The organism is Parvibaculum lavamentivorans DS-1 (assembly GCF_000017565.1).
Lineage (GTDB): Bacteria > Pseudomonadota > Alphaproteobacteria > Parvibaculales > Parvibaculaceae > Parvibaculum > Parvibaculum lavamentivorans.
This window is the reverse complement of record NC_009719.1, coordinates 2,434,097-2,449,584: the sequence shown is the minus strand read 5'-3', so window position 1 is coordinate 2,449,584 and position 15,488 is coordinate 2,434,097. Positions and strand designations below refer to the sequence as shown.

Annotated in this window: 18 protein-coding genes; 12 read left to right on the top strand and 6 right to left on the bottom strand. The window is 62.0% G+C overall.

The features are described 5' to 3' along the window. Nucleotide 1: 1 nt before the first annotated feature. Nucleotides 2-1,768, bottom strand: a complete 1,767-nt coding sequence (locus PLAV_RS11560; protein ID WP_049767771.1) for a cation:proton antiporter domain-containing protein — start codon at nucleotides 1,766-1,768, stop codon at nucleotides 2-4. 243 nt (nucleotides 1,769-2,011) lie between these two features. On the opposite strand from PLAV_RS11560, the gene PLAV_RS11550 reads away from it, so the two are divergent. From PLAV_RS11550 to PLAV_RS11515, 8 genes are all read left to right on the top strand, one after another. Continuing rightward, complete coding sequence (locus tag PLAV_RS11550) at nucleotides 2,012-3,064, top strand: calcium/sodium antiporter (RefSeq protein ID WP_012111199.1); 1,053 nt, start codon at nucleotides 2,012-2,014, stop codon at nucleotides 3,062-3,064. A gap of 11 nt (nucleotides 3,065-3,075) precedes the next feature. Continuing rightward, nucleotides 3,076-3,846, top strand: a complete 771-nt coding sequence (locus PLAV_RS11545; RefSeq protein WP_012111198.1) for an SDR family oxidoreductase — start codon at nucleotides 3,076-3,078, stop codon at nucleotides 3,844-3,846. A 10-nt stretch (nucleotides 3,847-3,856) separates the two neighbouring features. After that, nucleotides 3,857-4,264, top strand: coding sequence for a dihydroneopterin aldolase (folB, locus tag PLAV_RS11540; RefSeq protein WP_012111197.1), 408 nt, complete (start codon nucleotides 3,857-3,859; stop codon nucleotides 4,262-4,264). Nucleotides 4,265-4,638: 374 nt separating this feature from the next. Then, on the top strand, nucleotides 4,639-6,573 hold the full coding sequence (uvrC, locus tag PLAV_RS11535) for an excinuclease ABC subunit UvrC (protein WP_012111196.1): 1,935 nt from the start codon (nucleotides 4,639-4,641) through the stop codon (nucleotides 6,571-6,573). 74 nt (nucleotides 6,574-6,647) lie between these two features. Next, complete coding sequence (gene pgsA / locus PLAV_RS11530) at nucleotides 6,648-7,271, top strand: CDP-diacylglycerol--glycerol-3-phosphate 3-phosphatidyltransferase (protein ID WP_012111195.1); 624 nt, start codon at nucleotides 6,648-6,650, stop codon at nucleotides 7,269-7,271. Next, nucleotides 7,268-7,519 (top strand): molybdopterin converting factor subunit 1, encoded by a 252-nt coding sequence (gene moaD / locus PLAV_RS11525; RefSeq protein WP_012111194.1) that lies wholly within the window; start codon nucleotides 7,268-7,270, stop codon nucleotides 7,517-7,519. Before pgsA ends, moaD begins: the two co-directional genes overlap by 4 nt. Nucleotides 7,520-7,523: 4 nt before the next feature. After that, nucleotides 7,524-7,964, top strand: coding sequence for a molybdopterin synthase catalytic subunit MoaE (gene moaE / locus PLAV_RS11520; RefSeq protein WP_012111193.1), 441 nt, complete (start codon nucleotides 7,524-7,526; stop codon nucleotides 7,962-7,964). A gap of 136 nt (nucleotides 7,965-8,100) precedes the next feature. After that, nucleotides 8,101-8,526, top strand: coding sequence for a PaaI family thioesterase (locus PLAV_RS11515; RefSeq protein ID WP_012111192.1), 426 nt, complete (start codon nucleotides 8,101-8,103; stop codon nucleotides 8,524-8,526). Nucleotides 8,527-8,581: 55 nt separating this feature from the next. Here the strand turns inward: PLAV_RS11515 and PLAV_RS11510 are convergent, their stop codons facing one another. Next, complete coding sequence (locus tag PLAV_RS11510; RefSeq protein ID WP_012111191.1) at nucleotides 8,582-9,481, bottom strand: branched-chain amino acid aminotransferase; 900 nt, start codon at nucleotides 9,479-9,481, stop codon at nucleotides 8,582-8,584. A 230-nt stretch (nucleotides 9,482-9,711) separates the two neighbouring features. Here PLAV_RS11510 and PLAV_RS11505 point away from each other — a divergent pair, with 230 nt between their 5' ends. The 4 genes from PLAV_RS11505 to PLAV_RS11490 all read left to right on the top strand — a co-directional run bounded on the left by PLAV_RS11505 (nucleotide 9,712) and on the right by PLAV_RS11490 (nucleotide 12,865). Next, a complete protein-coding gene (locus PLAV_RS11505; RefSeq protein WP_012111190.1) occupies nucleotides 9,712-10,230 on the top strand; it encodes a MarR family winged helix-turn-helix transcriptional regulator in 519 nt (172 codons plus the stop codon). A gap of 29 nt (nucleotides 10,231-10,259) precedes the next feature. Further along, nucleotides 10,260-10,991, top strand: a complete 732-nt coding sequence (locus PLAV_RS11500; RefSeq protein WP_012111189.1) for a response regulator — start codon at nucleotides 10,260-10,262, stop codon at nucleotides 10,989-10,991. Between the two features lie 10 nt (nucleotides 10,992-11,001). Further along, nucleotides 11,002-12,408, top strand: coding sequence for an ATP-binding protein (locus PLAV_RS11495; RefSeq protein ID WP_012111188.1), 1,407 nt, complete (start codon nucleotides 11,002-11,004; stop codon nucleotides 12,406-12,408). An 85-nt stretch (nucleotides 12,409-12,493) separates the two neighbouring features. After that, nucleotides 12,494-12,865 carry a nuclear transport factor 2 family protein gene (locus tag PLAV_RS11490; RefSeq protein WP_012111187.1) on the top strand — a complete coding sequence of 124 codons (372 nt, stop codon included), beginning with the start codon at nucleotides 12,494-12,496 and terminating at the stop codon, nucleotides 12,863-12,865. Between the two features lie 3 nt (nucleotides 12,866-12,868). Here PLAV_RS11490 and PLAV_RS11485 read toward each other — a convergent pair whose 3' ends face one another. From PLAV_RS11485 to PLAV_RS11470, 4 genes are all read right to left on the bottom strand, one after another. Beyond that, nucleotides 12,869-13,483 (bottom strand): TetR/AcrR family transcriptional regulator, encoded by a 615-nt coding sequence (locus tag PLAV_RS11485; protein ID WP_012111186.1) that lies wholly within the window; start codon nucleotides 13,481-13,483, stop codon nucleotides 12,869-12,871. Between the two features lie 58 nt (nucleotides 13,484-13,541). Beyond that, nucleotides 13,542-14,366: a pyrroline-5-carboxylate reductase gene (gene proC / locus PLAV_RS11480; protein ID WP_041536649.1), complete on the bottom strand. Its 825-nt coding sequence runs from the start codon at nucleotides 14,364-14,366 to the stop codon at nucleotides 13,542-13,544. Nucleotides 14,367-14,413: 47 nt separating this feature from the next. Next, nucleotides 14,414-14,917 (bottom strand): type III secretion system chaperone family protein, encoded by a 504-nt coding sequence (locus tag PLAV_RS11475; protein ID WP_012111184.1) that lies wholly within the window; start codon nucleotides 14,915-14,917, stop codon nucleotides 14,414-14,416. 178 nt (nucleotides 14,918-15,095) lie between these two features. Beyond that, on the bottom strand, nucleotides 15,096-15,425 hold the full coding sequence (locus PLAV_RS11470) for an accessory factor UbiK family protein (protein WP_012111183.1): 330 nt from the start codon (nucleotides 15,423-15,425) through the stop codon (nucleotides 15,096-15,098). Between the last annotated feature and the right edge of the window lie 63 nt (nucleotides 15,426-15,488).

Genomic DNA, 15,488 nt, shown 5'->3' with positions numbered 1-15,488 from the left:
CCTACTCGTCCTTCGCCGCCACCTGCCGCTCATAGACCTCGCCGCGCACGCGGTCGATCAGCGTCGTCGTCGCGTCGTTCGGCGCGCCGATCGCCTTCAGCACATGCCCCGAAAGCTGCAGCGACGCTTCGAGGGCTTCATGCACAACGGCGCTCGCCCCTGCCTCTTCCAGGTCCAGCATGTGTTCGCGGTCCCGCGCCCGCGCGAATATCGGAACATCGGCCCATTTCGTCCGCAGCGCCCGGACGAGCCGGCTCGCCGCCGCGCTGTCGTCAAGCGTCACCACCACGGCCGATGCCCGCTCGATGCCCACCCGCTCCAGCACCTCGGTCCGCGCCGCATCGCCGTAATAAACGAGCTCGCCGCGCGTCCGCGCTGCTCGCGACAGCGCCGCATTGAGATCGAGCGCCACATAGGGCACTTGCTGCTCGCGCAACAGCCGCCCGATGATCCGTCCGACGCGGCCATAGCCCGCGATGATGACATGCGCCTCGAGCCCTTCCGCCAGCGTATCGGCATTGCGCTCCCGTTCGCCCTCTTTTCCCTCGAGCCGCGTCTGCAGCCAGCCGCCAAGCACGGCAAGCCCCGGCGTCAGCGCCATCGAGATCGCCGCTGCAAGCTGCACGACATGCGCGACTTCGAGCGGCAAAACGCCGCCTGTCGCCGCGCCCGAAATCACCACAAAAGCGAACTCGCCGCCGGACGCCAGCAGCAGTCCGGTTCGCAGCGAACAAAGTTTCGACAATCCGAAAGAAAAGGTGAGAAGCCCGATCAGCACCGTCTTCAGCGCCAAGAACATCGCAATCAGTCCGAGCACCGCACCGAAACTGTCGCGCAACACGGTGAAATCCATGCCGAGCCCGACGCTGATGAAAAAGAGCCCGAGCAGCAGCGATTTGAATGGCTGTATATCCGTCTCGATCTGCGGCCGGAATTCCGTATCGGACAGCAGCAGCCCGGCGAGAAAAGCGCCAAGCGCCATCGAAAGCCCCGCCGCCCCCGTCGCCACCGCCGTCAGCAGCGCCGCCAGCAGCGACAGCGCCAGAAAGAGTTCCGGGTTGCGCGTCCGCGCGACAACGCCATAGACCCAGCGCAGCACATATCGTCCAACGGTAAGGATCAGCAACACCGCCACGGCGGCTTTCAATGTCGCCATCCCGGCAAGGCTGAAAACATTCACCTCGTCGCCGCCTTGCGCCTGGGCGCTGAAGATCGACACCATGACGAGGATCGGCACCACCGCAAGGTCCTGCATCAGCAGGATCGAAAACGCGATCCGCCCCGGCTGCGCCGCGAACTCGCCGCGCTCGATCAGCAATTGCGTCACGATCGCCGTGGAGGAAAGCGCCAGCGCGAAACCGAGAATGGTCGATGCCGGCCCCGATAGTCCCGTCAAAAGGAAAACGCCGGCCAGCGCCAACCCGCAGAGGAGAACCTGCGCGCCGCCCAGCCCCAGCACATAGGTTCGCATGGAGCGGAGCCGCTGCCATGAAAGCTCGAGCCCGATGGTGAAGAGCAGGAACACCACTCCCAACTCGCCGATCTCGGAAAGCCCGATACCTTCCGCAATCAGCGCGAAGCCATGCGGACCGATCACCGCACCGATGAAGAGATAGCCGAGCACCGTGCTCGCGCGAAACCAGTGAAACAGCGGCATCACCGCCACTGCCGCGATCAGGAAGACAATCACCTCCCTGAGGTAAGGAACGTGAATCCCTCCCGCGACCGCTTCGACAGCGGCCTCCGCCGCCTGAACCTCGCCGCCCACTTGCACCTCATCTGTCAGAGCGTGGCCGCAGAATACCGCAATTTATGCCTCCATGGCGGCGGAATCCGGCGTCATTCTTGCCTTGCTGGGGTTCACGCCCTATATGCGTCCGGGAGTGGGGCCGGGGGCGGACCAAGCCGAAATGGAGAGGATACAGGGTCACATGCGGATCGAATGCCGCCTGCATTGCCGTGAAAAAGCAGGCACCTTCCTGCCTTGCCATCCCTTTGCGGGGCGCGGCTGATGATTGAAATGTATGCCTATCTCATTGGCGGCCTGGTCATCCTTCTTGTCTGCGGCGATTTCCTGGTCCGCGGCGCCACCGCGCTGGCTGCCCGCTATGGCGTCTCGCCGCTTCTGATCGCGCTCACCATCGTCGCCTTCGGCACCTCCGCCCCGGAACTCCTCGTCTCCATCCGCGCCGCCCTTGCCGGCTCGCCCGGCATCGCGCTGGGCAATGTCGTCGGCAGCAACATCGCAAACATCTTCCTGATCCTCGGCCTCCCGGCGCTCATCTATCCGATCGCCTGCACCGGCCGTACCGTGCCGCACAACATGATCGTCATGATGGCGGCAAGCGTTCTGCTCATCGTTCTCTGCTTCGTCGGTACGCTCTCTTTCTGGCAGGGCGTGCTGCTCATCTCGCTGCTCACCGCCTATCTCGTCTATTCCGGCTGGGACGCGCGGATGCACCCCTACGACCCGCCGCCCCTCGCCGCCGAGGAAGAGGCCATCCCCGCGGTCGAAGCGCCCGCCGACGCCTTCTCCGACACAAGCCATTTCATTACGCATGACCTGCCGCATGGCGACATTCATCCGCCGCATCTCTCGCGCCTCGCCATCGCCGCCAAGCTTCTTGTCGGCATTGTCGGCCTGCCCATCGGCGCACATCTCGTCGTCGATGGCGGTACGGAAATCGCTCAGGCTTTCGGCGTCTCCGATGCCGTCATCGGCCTGTCGCTGATCGCCGTCGGCACCTCGCTGCCCGAACTCGCCACCTCCGTCATGGCCGTCTTCCGCCGCAACAACGACATGGTGGTGGGTAACATCATCGGCAGCAACATCATGAACATTCTCGCGATCCTCGGCGTCACCGCGCTGATCGCGCCTTTGCCGATAGACCCGGATTTCCTCCGCTTCCATCTCTGGGTCATGCTCGCCGCCGTCGTCATGCTCCTGCCCATGACCATGACGCGCGGCAAGGTCGGCCGCCTCACAGGTGTTGTTTTCCTCTGCGCTTATGGCGCATATCTCTATGCCATGTTCGCCATGAGCCAGGGCGGCACTTTTATCTGAGAGACCGCATTTTGACCGGCAAAAGCCGAAACGCATTGGTGACAGGCGCAGCGCGCCGCATCGGAAGGGAGATCGCGCTGGCGCTCGCCGAAGACGGCTGGTCCGTCGCCCTCTGCATTCGTCACGACCGGTCGGATGAGGACGCTCGGGAGGTACGGCAGGAAATCGAAGCCAAAGGCGTCCGCGCGGTCATTCTGAAAGCCGACCTTTCCGATCTTGCGGCGACGGAAGCTCTCGTGCCGGACGCGGCAAAGGCGCTCGGCCCTCTCGCTCTCCTCGTCAACAACGCTTCCGAATTCTATCCCGATGAAGCCGGCACCATGACCCCGAAGTCATGGAGCGACCATATGGACGTCAACCTGCGGGCGCCCGCCTTTCTCTCGCAGGCTTTTGCCGCCCAGCTCCCCGCCGGCGCCAAAGGCAATATCGTCAACATCATCGACCAGCGCGTCTGGGCGCCCACGCCGAAATTCCTGTCCTACACCTTGAGCAAGATGGCCCTGTGGGACATGACGCAGGTACTGGCGCGCTCCCTCGCGCCCCATATCCGCGTAAACGGCATCGGCCCCGGTCCCACTCTCGCCAACCAGCGCCAGTCGGCGGCCGATTTCGAGCGCCAGACCGCGTCCACTATTCTCGGGCGCGGCACAACCCCGGAAGAGATTTGCGCCGCGCTCCGGTTTATCCTTGCGGCACCCGCCATGACCGGGCAAATGATCGCCCTCGATGGCGGGCAGCATCTCGCCTGGGAGACGCCGGACGTAACCGGCATTTCGGAATGAGGTTCGAGCGATGACCCAGCCAGACAATGTCCTGCCCCTGAAAATCGCCAATGCCGGCCGTGCGATCCGCCACGTTTTCATCCGCGACTTGGCTCTCGACGCGCATATCGGCGCCTACAGGCATGAGGTCGGCAGGGCGCAGCCCATCCGCGTGAATGTGGATTTGACAGTCGCCGAGGCCGCTCATGGCGACAGCCTGGAAAATGTCGTCTGCTATGCAACGGTCGTGGACAAGATCAAGAGCATCGTCTCCGAAGGCCATCTGAACCTCGTCGAAACCCTGGCCGAGCGGATTGCCTCGGCCTGTCTCGAGGACGAAAGGGTCGAGGTCGCGCTCATCCGTGTGGAGAAGCTGGCGGTGATCCCGGAAGCGTCCAGCGTCGGCGTCGAAATCGAGCGCATACGTCATCATTCCTGACGCTGCATACTCTCCAAAAAGCGGCAATGGAATCAACGGTTTGACGCATTCAAGCGCCGCACACGGAGGATTTGTGCACAGCAGCGGCAAGGCCCTCCGGCTGCCGCCTCTCCCTCGGCCCTTGAAGCCGAAAAACGGAAACCGGGGTTTCATAGGAAAGAAAAACCCATATGTTTCAATGCCTTGAAACGGAACGGGTTTTTATCCGGTGTCACAAATCCTAATTATTACAAGACCTTGACGATTTCCGGCCTCGCCGGAGGCCAACTCTTTCAACAAACTTATCCACAGGTTGGCCGTCTCGTTTCGTCTTCTTCCGGTAGGTCCGCCGCCCTGTCGCCGCAGCCTGCCCGGGCAATGCTATACAGAGGCCGATGAACGACATCGAAGACAACGCTCCCGAAGCCCCCACCGTCCCCGGCGACGGCGCGGAAACCCGTGCGATTTCAACGCCCGGCGGGGCGGCCCTGATTGCCGAAAAGGTGAAATTGCTGCCGGACAGCCCCGGCGTCTACCGCATGTACGGCACCGGCGGCGAGCTTCTCTATGTCGGTAAGGCGCGCAGCCTGAAGAAGCGCGTCGCAAGCTATACCAAGCTTGCCGGCCATTCGAACCGCATCGCCCGCATGATCGCGTCCACGATCCAGATGGAATTCATCTCGACGGCCACCGAGACGGATGCCCTGCTCCTCGAAGCCAATCTCATCAAGCGCCTGAAGCCCCGCTACAACGTGCTGATGCGGGACGACAAGTCCTTCCCCTATATCCTGCTGACCGGAGACCATGATTTCCCGCAGGTCGTGAAGCATCGCGGCGGGCGCTCCCGCCCCGGCGATTATTATGGGCCCTTTGCCAGTGCCGGCGCCGTCACCGCCACGCTGAATGCCTTGCAGAAGGCGTTCCTGCTCCGCTCCTGCTCCGACAGCGTCTTTGAAAGCCGCACCCGTCCCTGTCTCCTGTTCCAGATCAAGCGGTGCAGCGCCCCTTGCACCGGCGAAATCGACCGCGAGAGCTACGCCGTCCTTCTCGCCGAGGCGCGCGACTTCCTGCGCGGCCGCAGCCGCAAGACGCAGCAGCAGCTTGTCGAATTGATGGAGAAGGCTTCGGCCGACCTCGATTTCGAGCAGGCCTCGATCTATCGCGACCGCATCCGCGCCCTGACGCAGATCCAGCAGCATCAGGGCATCAACCCGCAAACCGTGACGGAAGCCGATGTCTTCGCCGCATGGACGGAAGGTGGTCAGACCTGCGTCCAGGTCTTCTTCTTCCGCGCCGGGCAGAACTGGGGCAACCGCGCCTATTTCCCGCGCCACGACAAGGAACTCTCCACCGAGGAAGTCCTCGATGCCTTCCTGGCGCAGTTCTACGAAGACCGTCCCCCTCCCCGCCTCGTGCTTCTGAGCCATGACGTGCCGGGCCGCGCCCTTCTCGCCGAAGCTCTCACCATCCGCGCCGGCCGCAAGGTCGCCGTCGGCTTGCCGAAGCGCGGCGAGAAGCGCCAGCTCGTCGACCATGCGCTGCTGAACGCGCGCGAAGCCTTGGGCCGCCGCCTCGCGGAAAGCTCCTCGCAGCGCAAACTGCTGGAAGGCGTCGCCGAGGCTTTCGGCCTCGAACAGCCGCCCGCCCGCATTGAAGTCTACGACAACAGCCATATTTCAGGCTCCCAGGCCGTGGGCGGCATGATCGTCGCGGGCCCGGACGGCTTCATGAAAAACCAGTACCGCAAGTTCAACATCAAGGGCGACGACATCGAGCCCGGCGACGACTACGCGATGATGCGCCAGGTGCTCACCCGCCGCTTTACGCGCCTCCTGAAGGAGAGCGAGGGCAAGCCGGCGGATGAAACCTGGCCGGACCTCCTCCTCATCGACGGTGGCGCGGGGCAGTTGAAGGTGGCGCTCGAAGTGCTGGCCGAACTCGGCATAGACAACGTCACCGCGGTCGGCGTCGCCAAGGGGCCCGAGCGTGACGCGGGCCGCGAGCGCTTCTTCATGGCCGGGCGGCCGGATTTCATGATGGAACCGCGAAATCCCGTTCTCTACTACCTGCAACGTCTGCGCGACGAGGCCCACCGCTACGCCATCGGCAGCCACCGCGCCCGCCGCTCGAAGGCGATCGGCGTAAATCCGCTCGACGATGTGCCAGGCGTCGGCCCCGGCCGCAAACGTGCCCTGCTGCAACATTTCGGCTCGGCCCGCGCCGTGGCGCGTGCCGGCCTCGCCGATCTTGAATCCGTGGAGGGCATCAGCGCCAAAGTGGCGCGCGCCGTTTACGATCATTTCCACGGAAATCCGGATAGCGCGCCTTGATTCTCTCCCTTCACCTCGCGACATACGGGCGTCGGGTGTTAAGCTGGACGAGACCAGACCGGAGCTGACGCAGAATGGCGACAAACCTGCCCAATCTTCTGACCTATTTCCGCATAACGCTCGTCCCGGCTGTTGTGTTGTGTTTCTACATTCCCGGTGACGCCGCGCACTGGACAGCCCTCGGCCTCTTCGTCATTGCCGGTATCACCGATTTTTTCGACGGCTACCTCGCCCGCGCCTGGGAGCAGCAGTCAAATCTTGGGCGCATGCTGGACCCGATAGCCGACAAGCTCCTTGTCGCCGCCGTGCTGATTGCCCTCACCTGGATCGACATCATCGCCGGTTTCTCCCTCTGGGCCGCGATCATCATTCTCTGCCGCGAAATACTCGTCTCCGGCTTGCGGGAGTTCCTGGCGGAGCTGCGCGTCAGCGTGCCGGTCACGCAGCTCGCCAAATGGAAGACCACCATCCAGATGGTCGCGCTCGGCTTCCTGCTCGCCGGTCCCGCCGCCGACAAGATCGTGCCTGGCGTCACCGAAGCAGGCCTCACGCTTCTCTGGGCCGCCGCCATCCTGACGCTCTATACCGGCATCGACTATTTCCGAGCCGGCATCCACCATCTCGGCGACGAAAAGCCGGAGCATCGTCCGCCCGCGCCGACCACCGCCGCCGCTGCCGAACGGGAAGGCCGGATGTGAAGCTGCTCTATTTCGCATGGGTAAAGCAGAAGGCGGGCGTCGCGGAAGAAGACGTGACGCTCCCTGGCGAGGTACGAGACGTCGCCGGTCTGATCGCCTGGCTGAAAACGCGGGGCGAAGGCTTTGAAGCCGCCTTCGCCGACATCTCGGTCATCCGCTGCGCCGTCGATCAGGAACACAGCGAATTCGATGCGCCGGTAGCGGGTGCCGCCGAGGTCGCGTTCTTCCCGCCGGTCACGGGCGGCTGATCCGATGATCCGTATACAGACGGAAGACTTCGACATCGGCGCCGAAATCGCGGCCCTGACCGAGGGCCGCACCGACATCGGGGCCGTCGTCACCTTCTCCGGCCTCGTGCGCGAAACAGGCGGCATCGCCTCCATGGAACTCGAGCACTACCCCGGCATGACCGAAAAAAAGCTCGCCCGCATCGAATCGGAAGCCACCGCCCGCTGGCCCCTTCAAGCCACCCTCATCATTCACCGCGTCGGCAAGCTTCTGCCCGGGGATAACATTGTTCTCGTCGTCGCCGCCTCCGCCCATCGTCAGGCCGCTTTCGACGCCGCCTCCTTTTTGATGGATTACTTGAAGACCCGCGCCCCCTTCTGGAAACGGGAGCAAACCGGGGATAAGTCGCACTGGGTCGATGCCCGCGAGAGCGACGGCACCGCCGCGGCCAAATGGGACACATGACGGTTTCGTGACAGTTCGGTGACAGTCGGGCCTTTTAGCCCCTTTTTTGCCATCCCATTTGCGGCAAAAGCGCGTTCAGCAAAGCCTCCGCCAGGCGTATCACTGGTCCATCTCGCAATCTTTCAGGACCGGAAACATGACCTCCGAAATCCATCTTGATCCGCCCACGGAAGGCTTCAAACGCCACTTCCGGCAGAGCCCTTTGACCAATCCCTGGGGGCCGCTCTACTCGAAAAACACAGGCTCTGCCATCCACATAGGTCTGTGGCTTGCTGAGCCGCACACCAATTCGCGCGGCCTCGCCCATGGTGGCCTCATCACCGCGCTTGCGGACAATGCGATGGGGCTTTCCTGCGGCCTGGGCATTGAAAACATTGCAGGCCTTGTAACCGTCGGCCTCACCGTCGACTTTCTCAGTTCCGCGCGCATCGGCCAGTGGCTGGAAGTTCAACCGGAAGTCGTGAAGACAGGCTCGACGTTGAGTTTCGCGCAATGTCTTGTCACCGCCGATGACAAAGCCTGCGCGCGCGCCAACGCCACCTTCTCCGTTCTGAAACGCTGAAAACAAAAAGGGCGGCTCGAAAGCCGCCCTTTCAAATACCCGCGTCGGATTGGCGTCAGGCGCTGGCCGCTTTAGCTGCCTGCTTCGGGTTCACCGCCGCCATGTAATCGCCGAACAGCGTCGCCGTAATCTGACCCGGCGTGTAACGATGCGGTCCGATCTCGCCCACCGGCGTCACTTCCGCCGCCGTCCCCGTGATGAAGCACTCCGAGAAGGTCGGCAGTTCATCCGGCATGATGTGGCGTTCGAGAATCTCGTAACCGCGCGCCTTCGCAAGCTCGACCACCGTCTGCCGCGTGATGCCGTCAAGGAAGCAATCGGGCTTCGGTGTATGAATGACGCCATCTTTCACGAAGAAGATGTTCGCGCCGGTCGCTTCCGCGACATAGCCGCGATAATCATACATCAGCGCGTCGGCATAGCCCCTGTTCTCCGCCGCATGCTTCGAGATGGTGCAGATCATGTAGAGCCCCGCCGCCTTCGCCATCGACGGCGCGGTCTCGGGCGATGGACGCTTGTACTTCGCGATATCGAGACGGATACCCTTCTTGCGCTGCTCCGGATCGAAATAGGACGGCCACTCCCAGGCAGCCACGGCGAAGTTGATCTTGTTCTTCTGCGCGCTGACGCCCATCATCTCGCTGCCGCGCCACGCAACCGGCCGCAGATAACCGTCTGTCAGTTTCTGCGCACGCACCGCGGCGATGCAGGCCGCGTCGATCTCCTCGACGCTGTAGGGAATTTCAAAGCCGAGAATTTCAGCCGACCGGATCAGCCGCTCCGAATGTTCGCGCAGCTTGAAAATTTCGCCGCCATACATCCGGCAGCCTTCGAATACGCAACTGGCATAATGCAACCCATGTGTCAGCACATGAATCTTGGCATCCGCCCAAGGAACGAGCTCGCCATTGAACCAGATAAATCCGTCGCGTTTGTCGAAGGGAATGTCTGCCATCGCCTTGTTTCCTGGTGTGCTTCCACGGTGCGCCGGGTTCTTCGCCACCGAGACTGTCCGGCTGCACTCGGTCCCGTTCAACGGGAGATTTGCACAAGACAGTCTTATCGCGCGACATCCACTATACTAGGTGGCAGATTCGATCTGCCCGGCCTTCGCGCCCAGTCTGTCTCATGCAGTCTGCAACAGGTAGCACTTAGCGGAAAATATGTCAACATGGCTGACATAAAATGGCAGTAACGGCAAAGCCCCTCAAATCCTCCAACCGCCCTTTGGCGGCGGAAGCCGACCGCCTGACCGAGGCCATCGAACTGCTGTTTTTCGCCTATCGCGACTTCATCAGCGATCCTGACGAGCTCCTCGCGGAGTATGATTTTGGCCGCGCCCATCATCGTGTGGTCCATTTTGTAGGCCGGAATCCAGGCATTACCGTGGCCGAATTGCTGAACATTTTGCGGATCACAAAACAGAGCCTCGCAAGGGTGCTGAAGCAATTGATCGAGCGCGGCTTTATCGAGCAGGAAACAGGAAAGCAGGACCGGCGTCAGCGGCTTCTCTTTTTGACCCCCAAGGGCAGCGAACTGGCCGAGCGTCTGGCCATACCGCAAAGGAACCGTGTCGCCCAGGCGCTCGAGAAAGCAGGCCCCGGCTCGGATGAAGCATGGCGGAAAGTTCTGCTGGCACTCGTCAATGATGAAGACAGACCCGAAGTAGAACATCGCATTGCCAAAGCACCGGCACGCGGCTAGGCGACCAACAGCAATAGAAAGCGGGCGCAGTGACCGTGGACGAAATCGCAACGGCCGGAAAACAAGGCAGCGGCAAGGCACCGCCGCCCGACGACGCGCCCCATGTGCTGGTGGTCGATGATGATCGCCGTATTCGCGAATTGCTGAAACGCTACCTCTCCGACAACGGATACCGCGTCACAACGGCCGAACATGCCGCCGAAGCCCGCGCCCGCCTTGAAGGATTGTCATTCGACCTTCTGGTGCTGGATGTCATGATGCCGGGCGAAAGCGGCCTCGACCTCACCCGCGATCTTCGGCAGAAATCATCCATCCCGATCCTCATGTTGACGGCGCGCGGCGAGGCCGGAGACAGGATCGACGGTCTGGAGCGCGGCGCGGACGACTACCTGGCAAAGCCCTTTGAACCACGCGAACTCCTTCTTCGTATCGGAACCATTCTGCGGCGGACCCAGGCAGCGGGCGCGCGCCGCCATGACGAGATAAATCTGGGGCCATGCCGCTTCAACATCACCCGCGGCGAGCTCTGGAATGGAGATACGCAGATCCGCCTCACAACCCGCGAAATCCAGCTGATGCGCATTTTCGCGGCCAATCCGGGGAAACCTCTTTCCCGCCTCGATCTCTGCGACAATGAAGCGGCGGAAAGATCGATAGACGTGCAGATCAATCGCCTGCGGCGCAAACTGGAAGCCGATCCGAAAAATCCGCTTTACCTGCAAACCGTGCGCGGCGAAGGCTACGCGCTGATGCCGGATTGATGTTGCCGATATGGATAATGACATACACAGCCATGCCGGATCGACATCGGGCAAAGATGTGCGGCGCCCCGGCGCTGCGCTCCAGCCTTTCCAGCTGCTGAAGCGGATAATGCCTCGCGGTCTTTATGGCCGCTCTCTCATCATCATTGTGGCACCCATGGTGCTGCTGCAATTCGTGGTGACATACGTCTTCCTCGAACGCCACTGGCAACTCGTTACCGAACGCCTCTCAGCAAAGACGGTGGCGGAGATTGCCTTGCTCCTGAGTGAATATGAGGAAGACCCCACGCCCCAGCACGGCGCAAGGATCGTCGCCCGCGCAAGCCAGCACCTGGGACTACCCGTCGCATTCCTGGATGGCGAAATCCTTCCCGAAGCACCGTCCTCGACGGAAGGTCTTCTTGCGGACTCGCTGGGAGATGAATTGCGCCAGCGCGTCACGCGGCCCTTCTGGCTCAACACCGATCAGTACACCCGGTATGTCGACATCAGAATTGCCTATAATGGCGGGGTGATGCGCGTATTGTCGCCCGCCTCCCATGTTTATGCGTCGAACTCCCACATTTTCCTCGTCTGGATGTTCGGAACCTCTGTCGTACTCATTTTCGTCGCCATCATCTTCCTCCGAAACCAGATACGTCCGATCGAGCGCCTCGCCACGGCTGCGGAATCCTTTGGTATGGGCAGGGATGTCCCGAGTTACCGGCCGCAGGGCGCGTCCGAAGTACGCCGCGCTGCGCAGGCTTTCATGGAGATGCGTGCGCGTATTCAACGCCAGATCGAACAACGCACGGCCATGCTCGCAGGTGTAAGCCACGACCTCCGCACTCCGCTCACCCGCTTCAAGTTGCAACTCGCCATGCTGGGGGAAGGCCCCGAAATCGACGAACTGCGCGCCGACATAAACGAAATGGAGCGGATGCTCGACGATTATCTCGAATTCGCGCGCGGGCATCAGGGAGAAGCATCGGAAGAAACCGATCTGACCGAGCTGATAGAGGAAGTGAGAGACGACTCTCTTCGCAAGGGTCACGACGTTCGCCTGGAATTGCACGGCGATCTCAATGTCCAGCTCCGCCGCAATGCCTTCAAACGCTGCCTTACCAACATCGTCGATAATGCCGGCAAATATGCGAACCATGTTTGGGTCACGGCAATCCGCGACGTGGACAATGACGACAATGGCGGCAGCATCGACATCTTTGTCGACGATGATGGTGAAGGCATTCCGGAGGAACAGATGGAAGAAGTTTTCCGCCCGTTCTACCGGCTCGATGCAGCGCGCAATCTCGACGAAGGCGGCACCGGCCTCGGCCTCGCCATTGCCCGCGACATCGCGCGCGGACATGGCGGCGACATCACGCTCTCCCGCAGCCCGATGGGCGGCCTGCGCGCGGTCATTCACCTCCCCGTCTGACACGCCGGCACTCAGGAAAGGTCAGCACTGTTGACTAATCTCGGCGTCCGTGCGGAACTGGCCGCAATCAGCAAGGGAGGTTCTCATGAAACTGCCGTTGATGGTGGCCCGCTGGCGTGACGCGTGGCAGAGCCTCGACCCCGCCGTCATTGCCGCACTTTATGCGCCTGATGGAACGCATATGAGCGCCGTTGTGGCCGGCCGCATGAAACGGCCCGATGGAACGCTTCGCGGCCGGGAGGAAATTCGCGCTTATGCAGAAGCGACGGCCGCGCGTCTGAAAAGTTTTCAAGCGGAAATCACGAGCGTGATCGCAGAAGAAACAACGGATGGCGGCCGCGCTTCTGTCGAATACTGGCGTACCATCAATGGCGATGAAGGAGGCCGCGCGCGCGTCGTCGAGATTATCGAATGGCGGCAAGATGCAATCACAGCCTGCCGCGTCTTCCATTTCTGATCGCTATGCCGCGTCTTTCTCGTTGCGGGCCCGGGAGCGCGTGCCCAGACGGGAAATACGCTGAATGAAATCCTCGCCCTGCCGCAACCTGCTGTCGAGTTCAGCCATCGTCCTCGACTGGTCCGGCTCATCCTCAAGCCAGACGCGAAAGGCGGCACCCCACACAAGCGCCAGTCCGCGCACGCGAACCGCGCCGCGAATGCCGGACGAGTCGATCCCCGCCGCTTCCAGCATCCATCCCATGGATTGCAGAAAGGGCCGTCCAAGCGGCGCCGATGCAAGAGGGTCGCGGCGGAGATCGCGCGCAATCCGTTTCAATGCTTCCTTGTCGGCGGACAGGGCATCGAAACGCATCATGAGAACATCGAACAACCTGTCCCGAGGCGCCTCCCCCGCATTGTCTTCGCGGAAGGCTTCTTCAAGCACCAGCGCATCAACGCGCCGTCCATAAGCCGCAAGGATCTCGGCCTTCGACGCAAAGAGCTTCGACAGGTCGGACAAGCTGACCCGCGCCGCTTTTGCGATCTCGGCAAGCGAGAGCTCGCGCCAGCCCTGCTTTGCAGCAAGCTTCATCGCGGCTTTCACTATTTTCTCTTCGGGATCGATTTTGGCTGCCATCGGATCTTCCTCTGGAAAGACAATAGGTTTCCGGGAAGCATTTGGCGAGCGGGTTGCGTTATTTGCCCAGCGCCCGCGCCCTGTCTCTCGCGGCAAGCGCCGCGCGGCGCATCAGCGGCGACAGGCCACCCTCGCCCATCAACACATCGAGCGCCGCCGCCGTCGTCCCGCCGGGAGACGTGACATTGGCCCGCAACACGGCCGCAGGCTCTTCCAGCCGATGCAGCATCTCGCCCGAACCGCTCACCGTCTGCCGCGCAAGCTTCATGGCGAGGTCGGGATCGAGGCCAAGGTTTTCGCCTGCCGCAGCGAGACATTCCACCAGATAAAAAACATAAGCCGGACCGCTGCCTGAGATTGCCGTCACGGCATCGATCTGCGCCTCGTTTTCCACCCAGCCGACATCGCCCACCGCCGCAAGGAGACTGTCCGTCAGGGCCCTTTGCTCGGAAGTGACCAGCTCGTTTGCGCAGGCAATTGTAATGCCCCTGCCGACAGAGGCAGGCGTGTTCGGCATTGCCCGGACGGCATGCGCATCCGCACCCAGCAACTCCTTCAGACGATGCAGGCCGAGACCGGCCGCGATCGAGAGAAACAGCGTCTCCGGTTGCACAAGCAGTGCGAGTTCCGGCAGCACTTCAGGCATCGCTTGCGGCTTCACCGCAAGCAGCACGACCGCGGGGCGTGTGAGGGCGATGTCATGAACCGAAGGATTGAGAGACAGCCCCTTGGCGGCCAGGCCAGTGATTTCCGGCGAAGCCGCTGGATCGCGCACGCTGACGAGGGAAGGTGAAAGACCTTCAGCCAGCCAACCGTTCAGCAGGGCACTGCCCATCTTGCCCGCCCCCACAAGAACGAGTGGGCGCTTGAATGAAAGTGTCATGTCTGAAACCGCCGCTCTGAAACCGCCAAAATGTCCGCGTGTGAAACTTACGCGCATCCCTGCGTTTCGAACATGGCGGCGGCAATCGCCTCTTCAGCCGATTTACCTGCCCACATCACGAACTGCAGGGCCGGATAATAGCGCTCGCAGGCTTCCACGGCGAGACGAAGCAGCGCCTCGCACTGTTCCGGTGTTGCCGCCGCCCCGCCGCAGAGAAGCAGGCTGTTGCGAAAGAGAACCACGCCGTCATCGGACCATATGTCGAAATGGCCGGACCAGAGCTGCTCGTTGATCAGTGTCAGCAAATGGCGGATTGCGGGCCGTTTTTCCGGGGGCACCCGAAGGTCGAGCGTGCAGGCAATGTGGAGCCCCGAGAGATCGTTCCGCCAGTTCAGGGAAAGCTGGTAATCGCGCCACTCGCCGGCGACGCAGATATTCAGTTCGTCCTCGTGACTCCTCTCGAAAAACCAGTCGCGGACTGTGGCGACCTGTTCGAGAAGATCGAGTGGATTGCCGTCGAATTCTTCAACTTCGGCGACAGAGCCTGACATCCTGTACCCCGCTCGGGCTCCACCTTGAGGAGGGCGGCATCCGCCTTCACCCGCTATATCTGGTGGGAAACCCGCCCCAAAACACTAAACAAACCGTGCCCGAAGCTTTGAGTCGGCGCAACCCTTGAGGGCGTCCAAGGGGGAGAATCACAACAGAAGCTGTGGAAAAAGCCGTCGTTTACCCGAGCGGTGAGGTATCGCCTTGCGGGCCTCCGGCAGCAGGATGCTCCGAAGCCGATGGCTTTTTGGGCGATGGCTTCTTTTTGGCGCCCGCCTCCAGTGCCTCGATGCGCGCCTTCAAGGCCTCGTTTTCTTCCCGGGCCAGCTGGGCCATTGCCCGCACCGCGTCGAATTCCTCGCGCGTCACCAGATCCATATCCGCGATCAGCCGCTCCGCCTGCCCCTTCAGCACCGTTTCGATTTCCTGACGAACACCTTGCGCTGCGCCGGCGGCGTTCGTGAAAAGCTTGCCGAGTTCGTCGAAAATGCGGTTCTGGGTCTGGGTCATGGCACTGCTCCGTGGCTATGAGGAGAACATAGCTTCTCGCCCGCGAAAAGCGAATCCTCCGGC

Bases quoted from the DNA above. Each gene is read 5' to 3' on its own strand.
- PLAV_RS11550 (WP_012111199.1), top strand. From the start codon at position 2,012: ATGATTGAAATGTATGCCTATCTCATTGGCGGCCTGGTCATCCTTCTT.
- folB (WP_012111197.1), top strand. From the start codon at position 3,857: ATGACCCAGCCAGACAATGTCCTGCCCCTGAAAATCGCCAATGCCGGC.
- uvrC (WP_012111196.1), top strand. From the start codon at position 4,639: ATGAACGACATCGAAGACAACGCTCCCGAAGCCCCCACCGTCCCCGGC.
- pgsA (WP_012111195.1), top strand. From the start codon at position 6,648: ATGGCGACAAACCTGCCCAATCTTCTGACCTATTTCCGCATAACGCTC.
- moaE (WP_012111193.1), top strand. From the start codon at position 7,524: ATGATCCGTATACAGACGGAAGACTTCGACATCGGCGCCGAAATCGCG.
- PLAV_RS11515 (WP_012111192.1), top strand. From the start codon at position 8,101: ATGACCTCCGAAATCCATCTTGATCCGCCCACGGAAGGCTTCAAACGC.
- PLAV_RS11510 (WP_012111191.1), bottom strand. From the start codon at position 9,481: ATGGCAGACATTCCCTTCGACAAACGCGACGGATTTATCTGGTTCAAT.
- PLAV_RS11505 (WP_012111190.1), top strand. From the start codon at position 9,712: ATGGCAGTAACGGCAAAGCCCCTCAAATCCTCCAACCGCCCTTTGGCG.
- PLAV_RS11495 (WP_012111188.1), top strand. From the start codon at position 11,002: ATGGATAATGACATACACAGCCATGCCGGATCGACATCGGGCAAAGAT.
- PLAV_RS11490 (WP_012111187.1), top strand. From the start codon at position 12,494: ATGAAACTGCCGTTGATGGTGGCCCGCTGGCGTGACGCGTGGCAGAGC.
- PLAV_RS11485 (WP_012111186.1), bottom strand. From the start codon at position 13,483: ATGGCAGCCAAAATCGATCCCGAAGAGAAAATAGTGAAAGCCGCGATG.
- proC (WP_041536649.1), bottom strand. From the start codon at position 14,366: ATGACACTTTCATTCAAGCGCCCACTCGTTCTTGTGGGGGCGGGCAAG.
- PLAV_RS11475 (WP_012111184.1), bottom strand. From the start codon at position 14,917: ATGTCAGGCTCTGTCGCCGAAGTTGAAGAATTCGACGGCAATCCACTC.
- PLAV_RS11470 (WP_012111183.1), bottom strand. From the start codon at position 15,425: ATGACCCAGACCCAGAACCGCATTTTCGACGAACTCGGCAAGCTTTTC.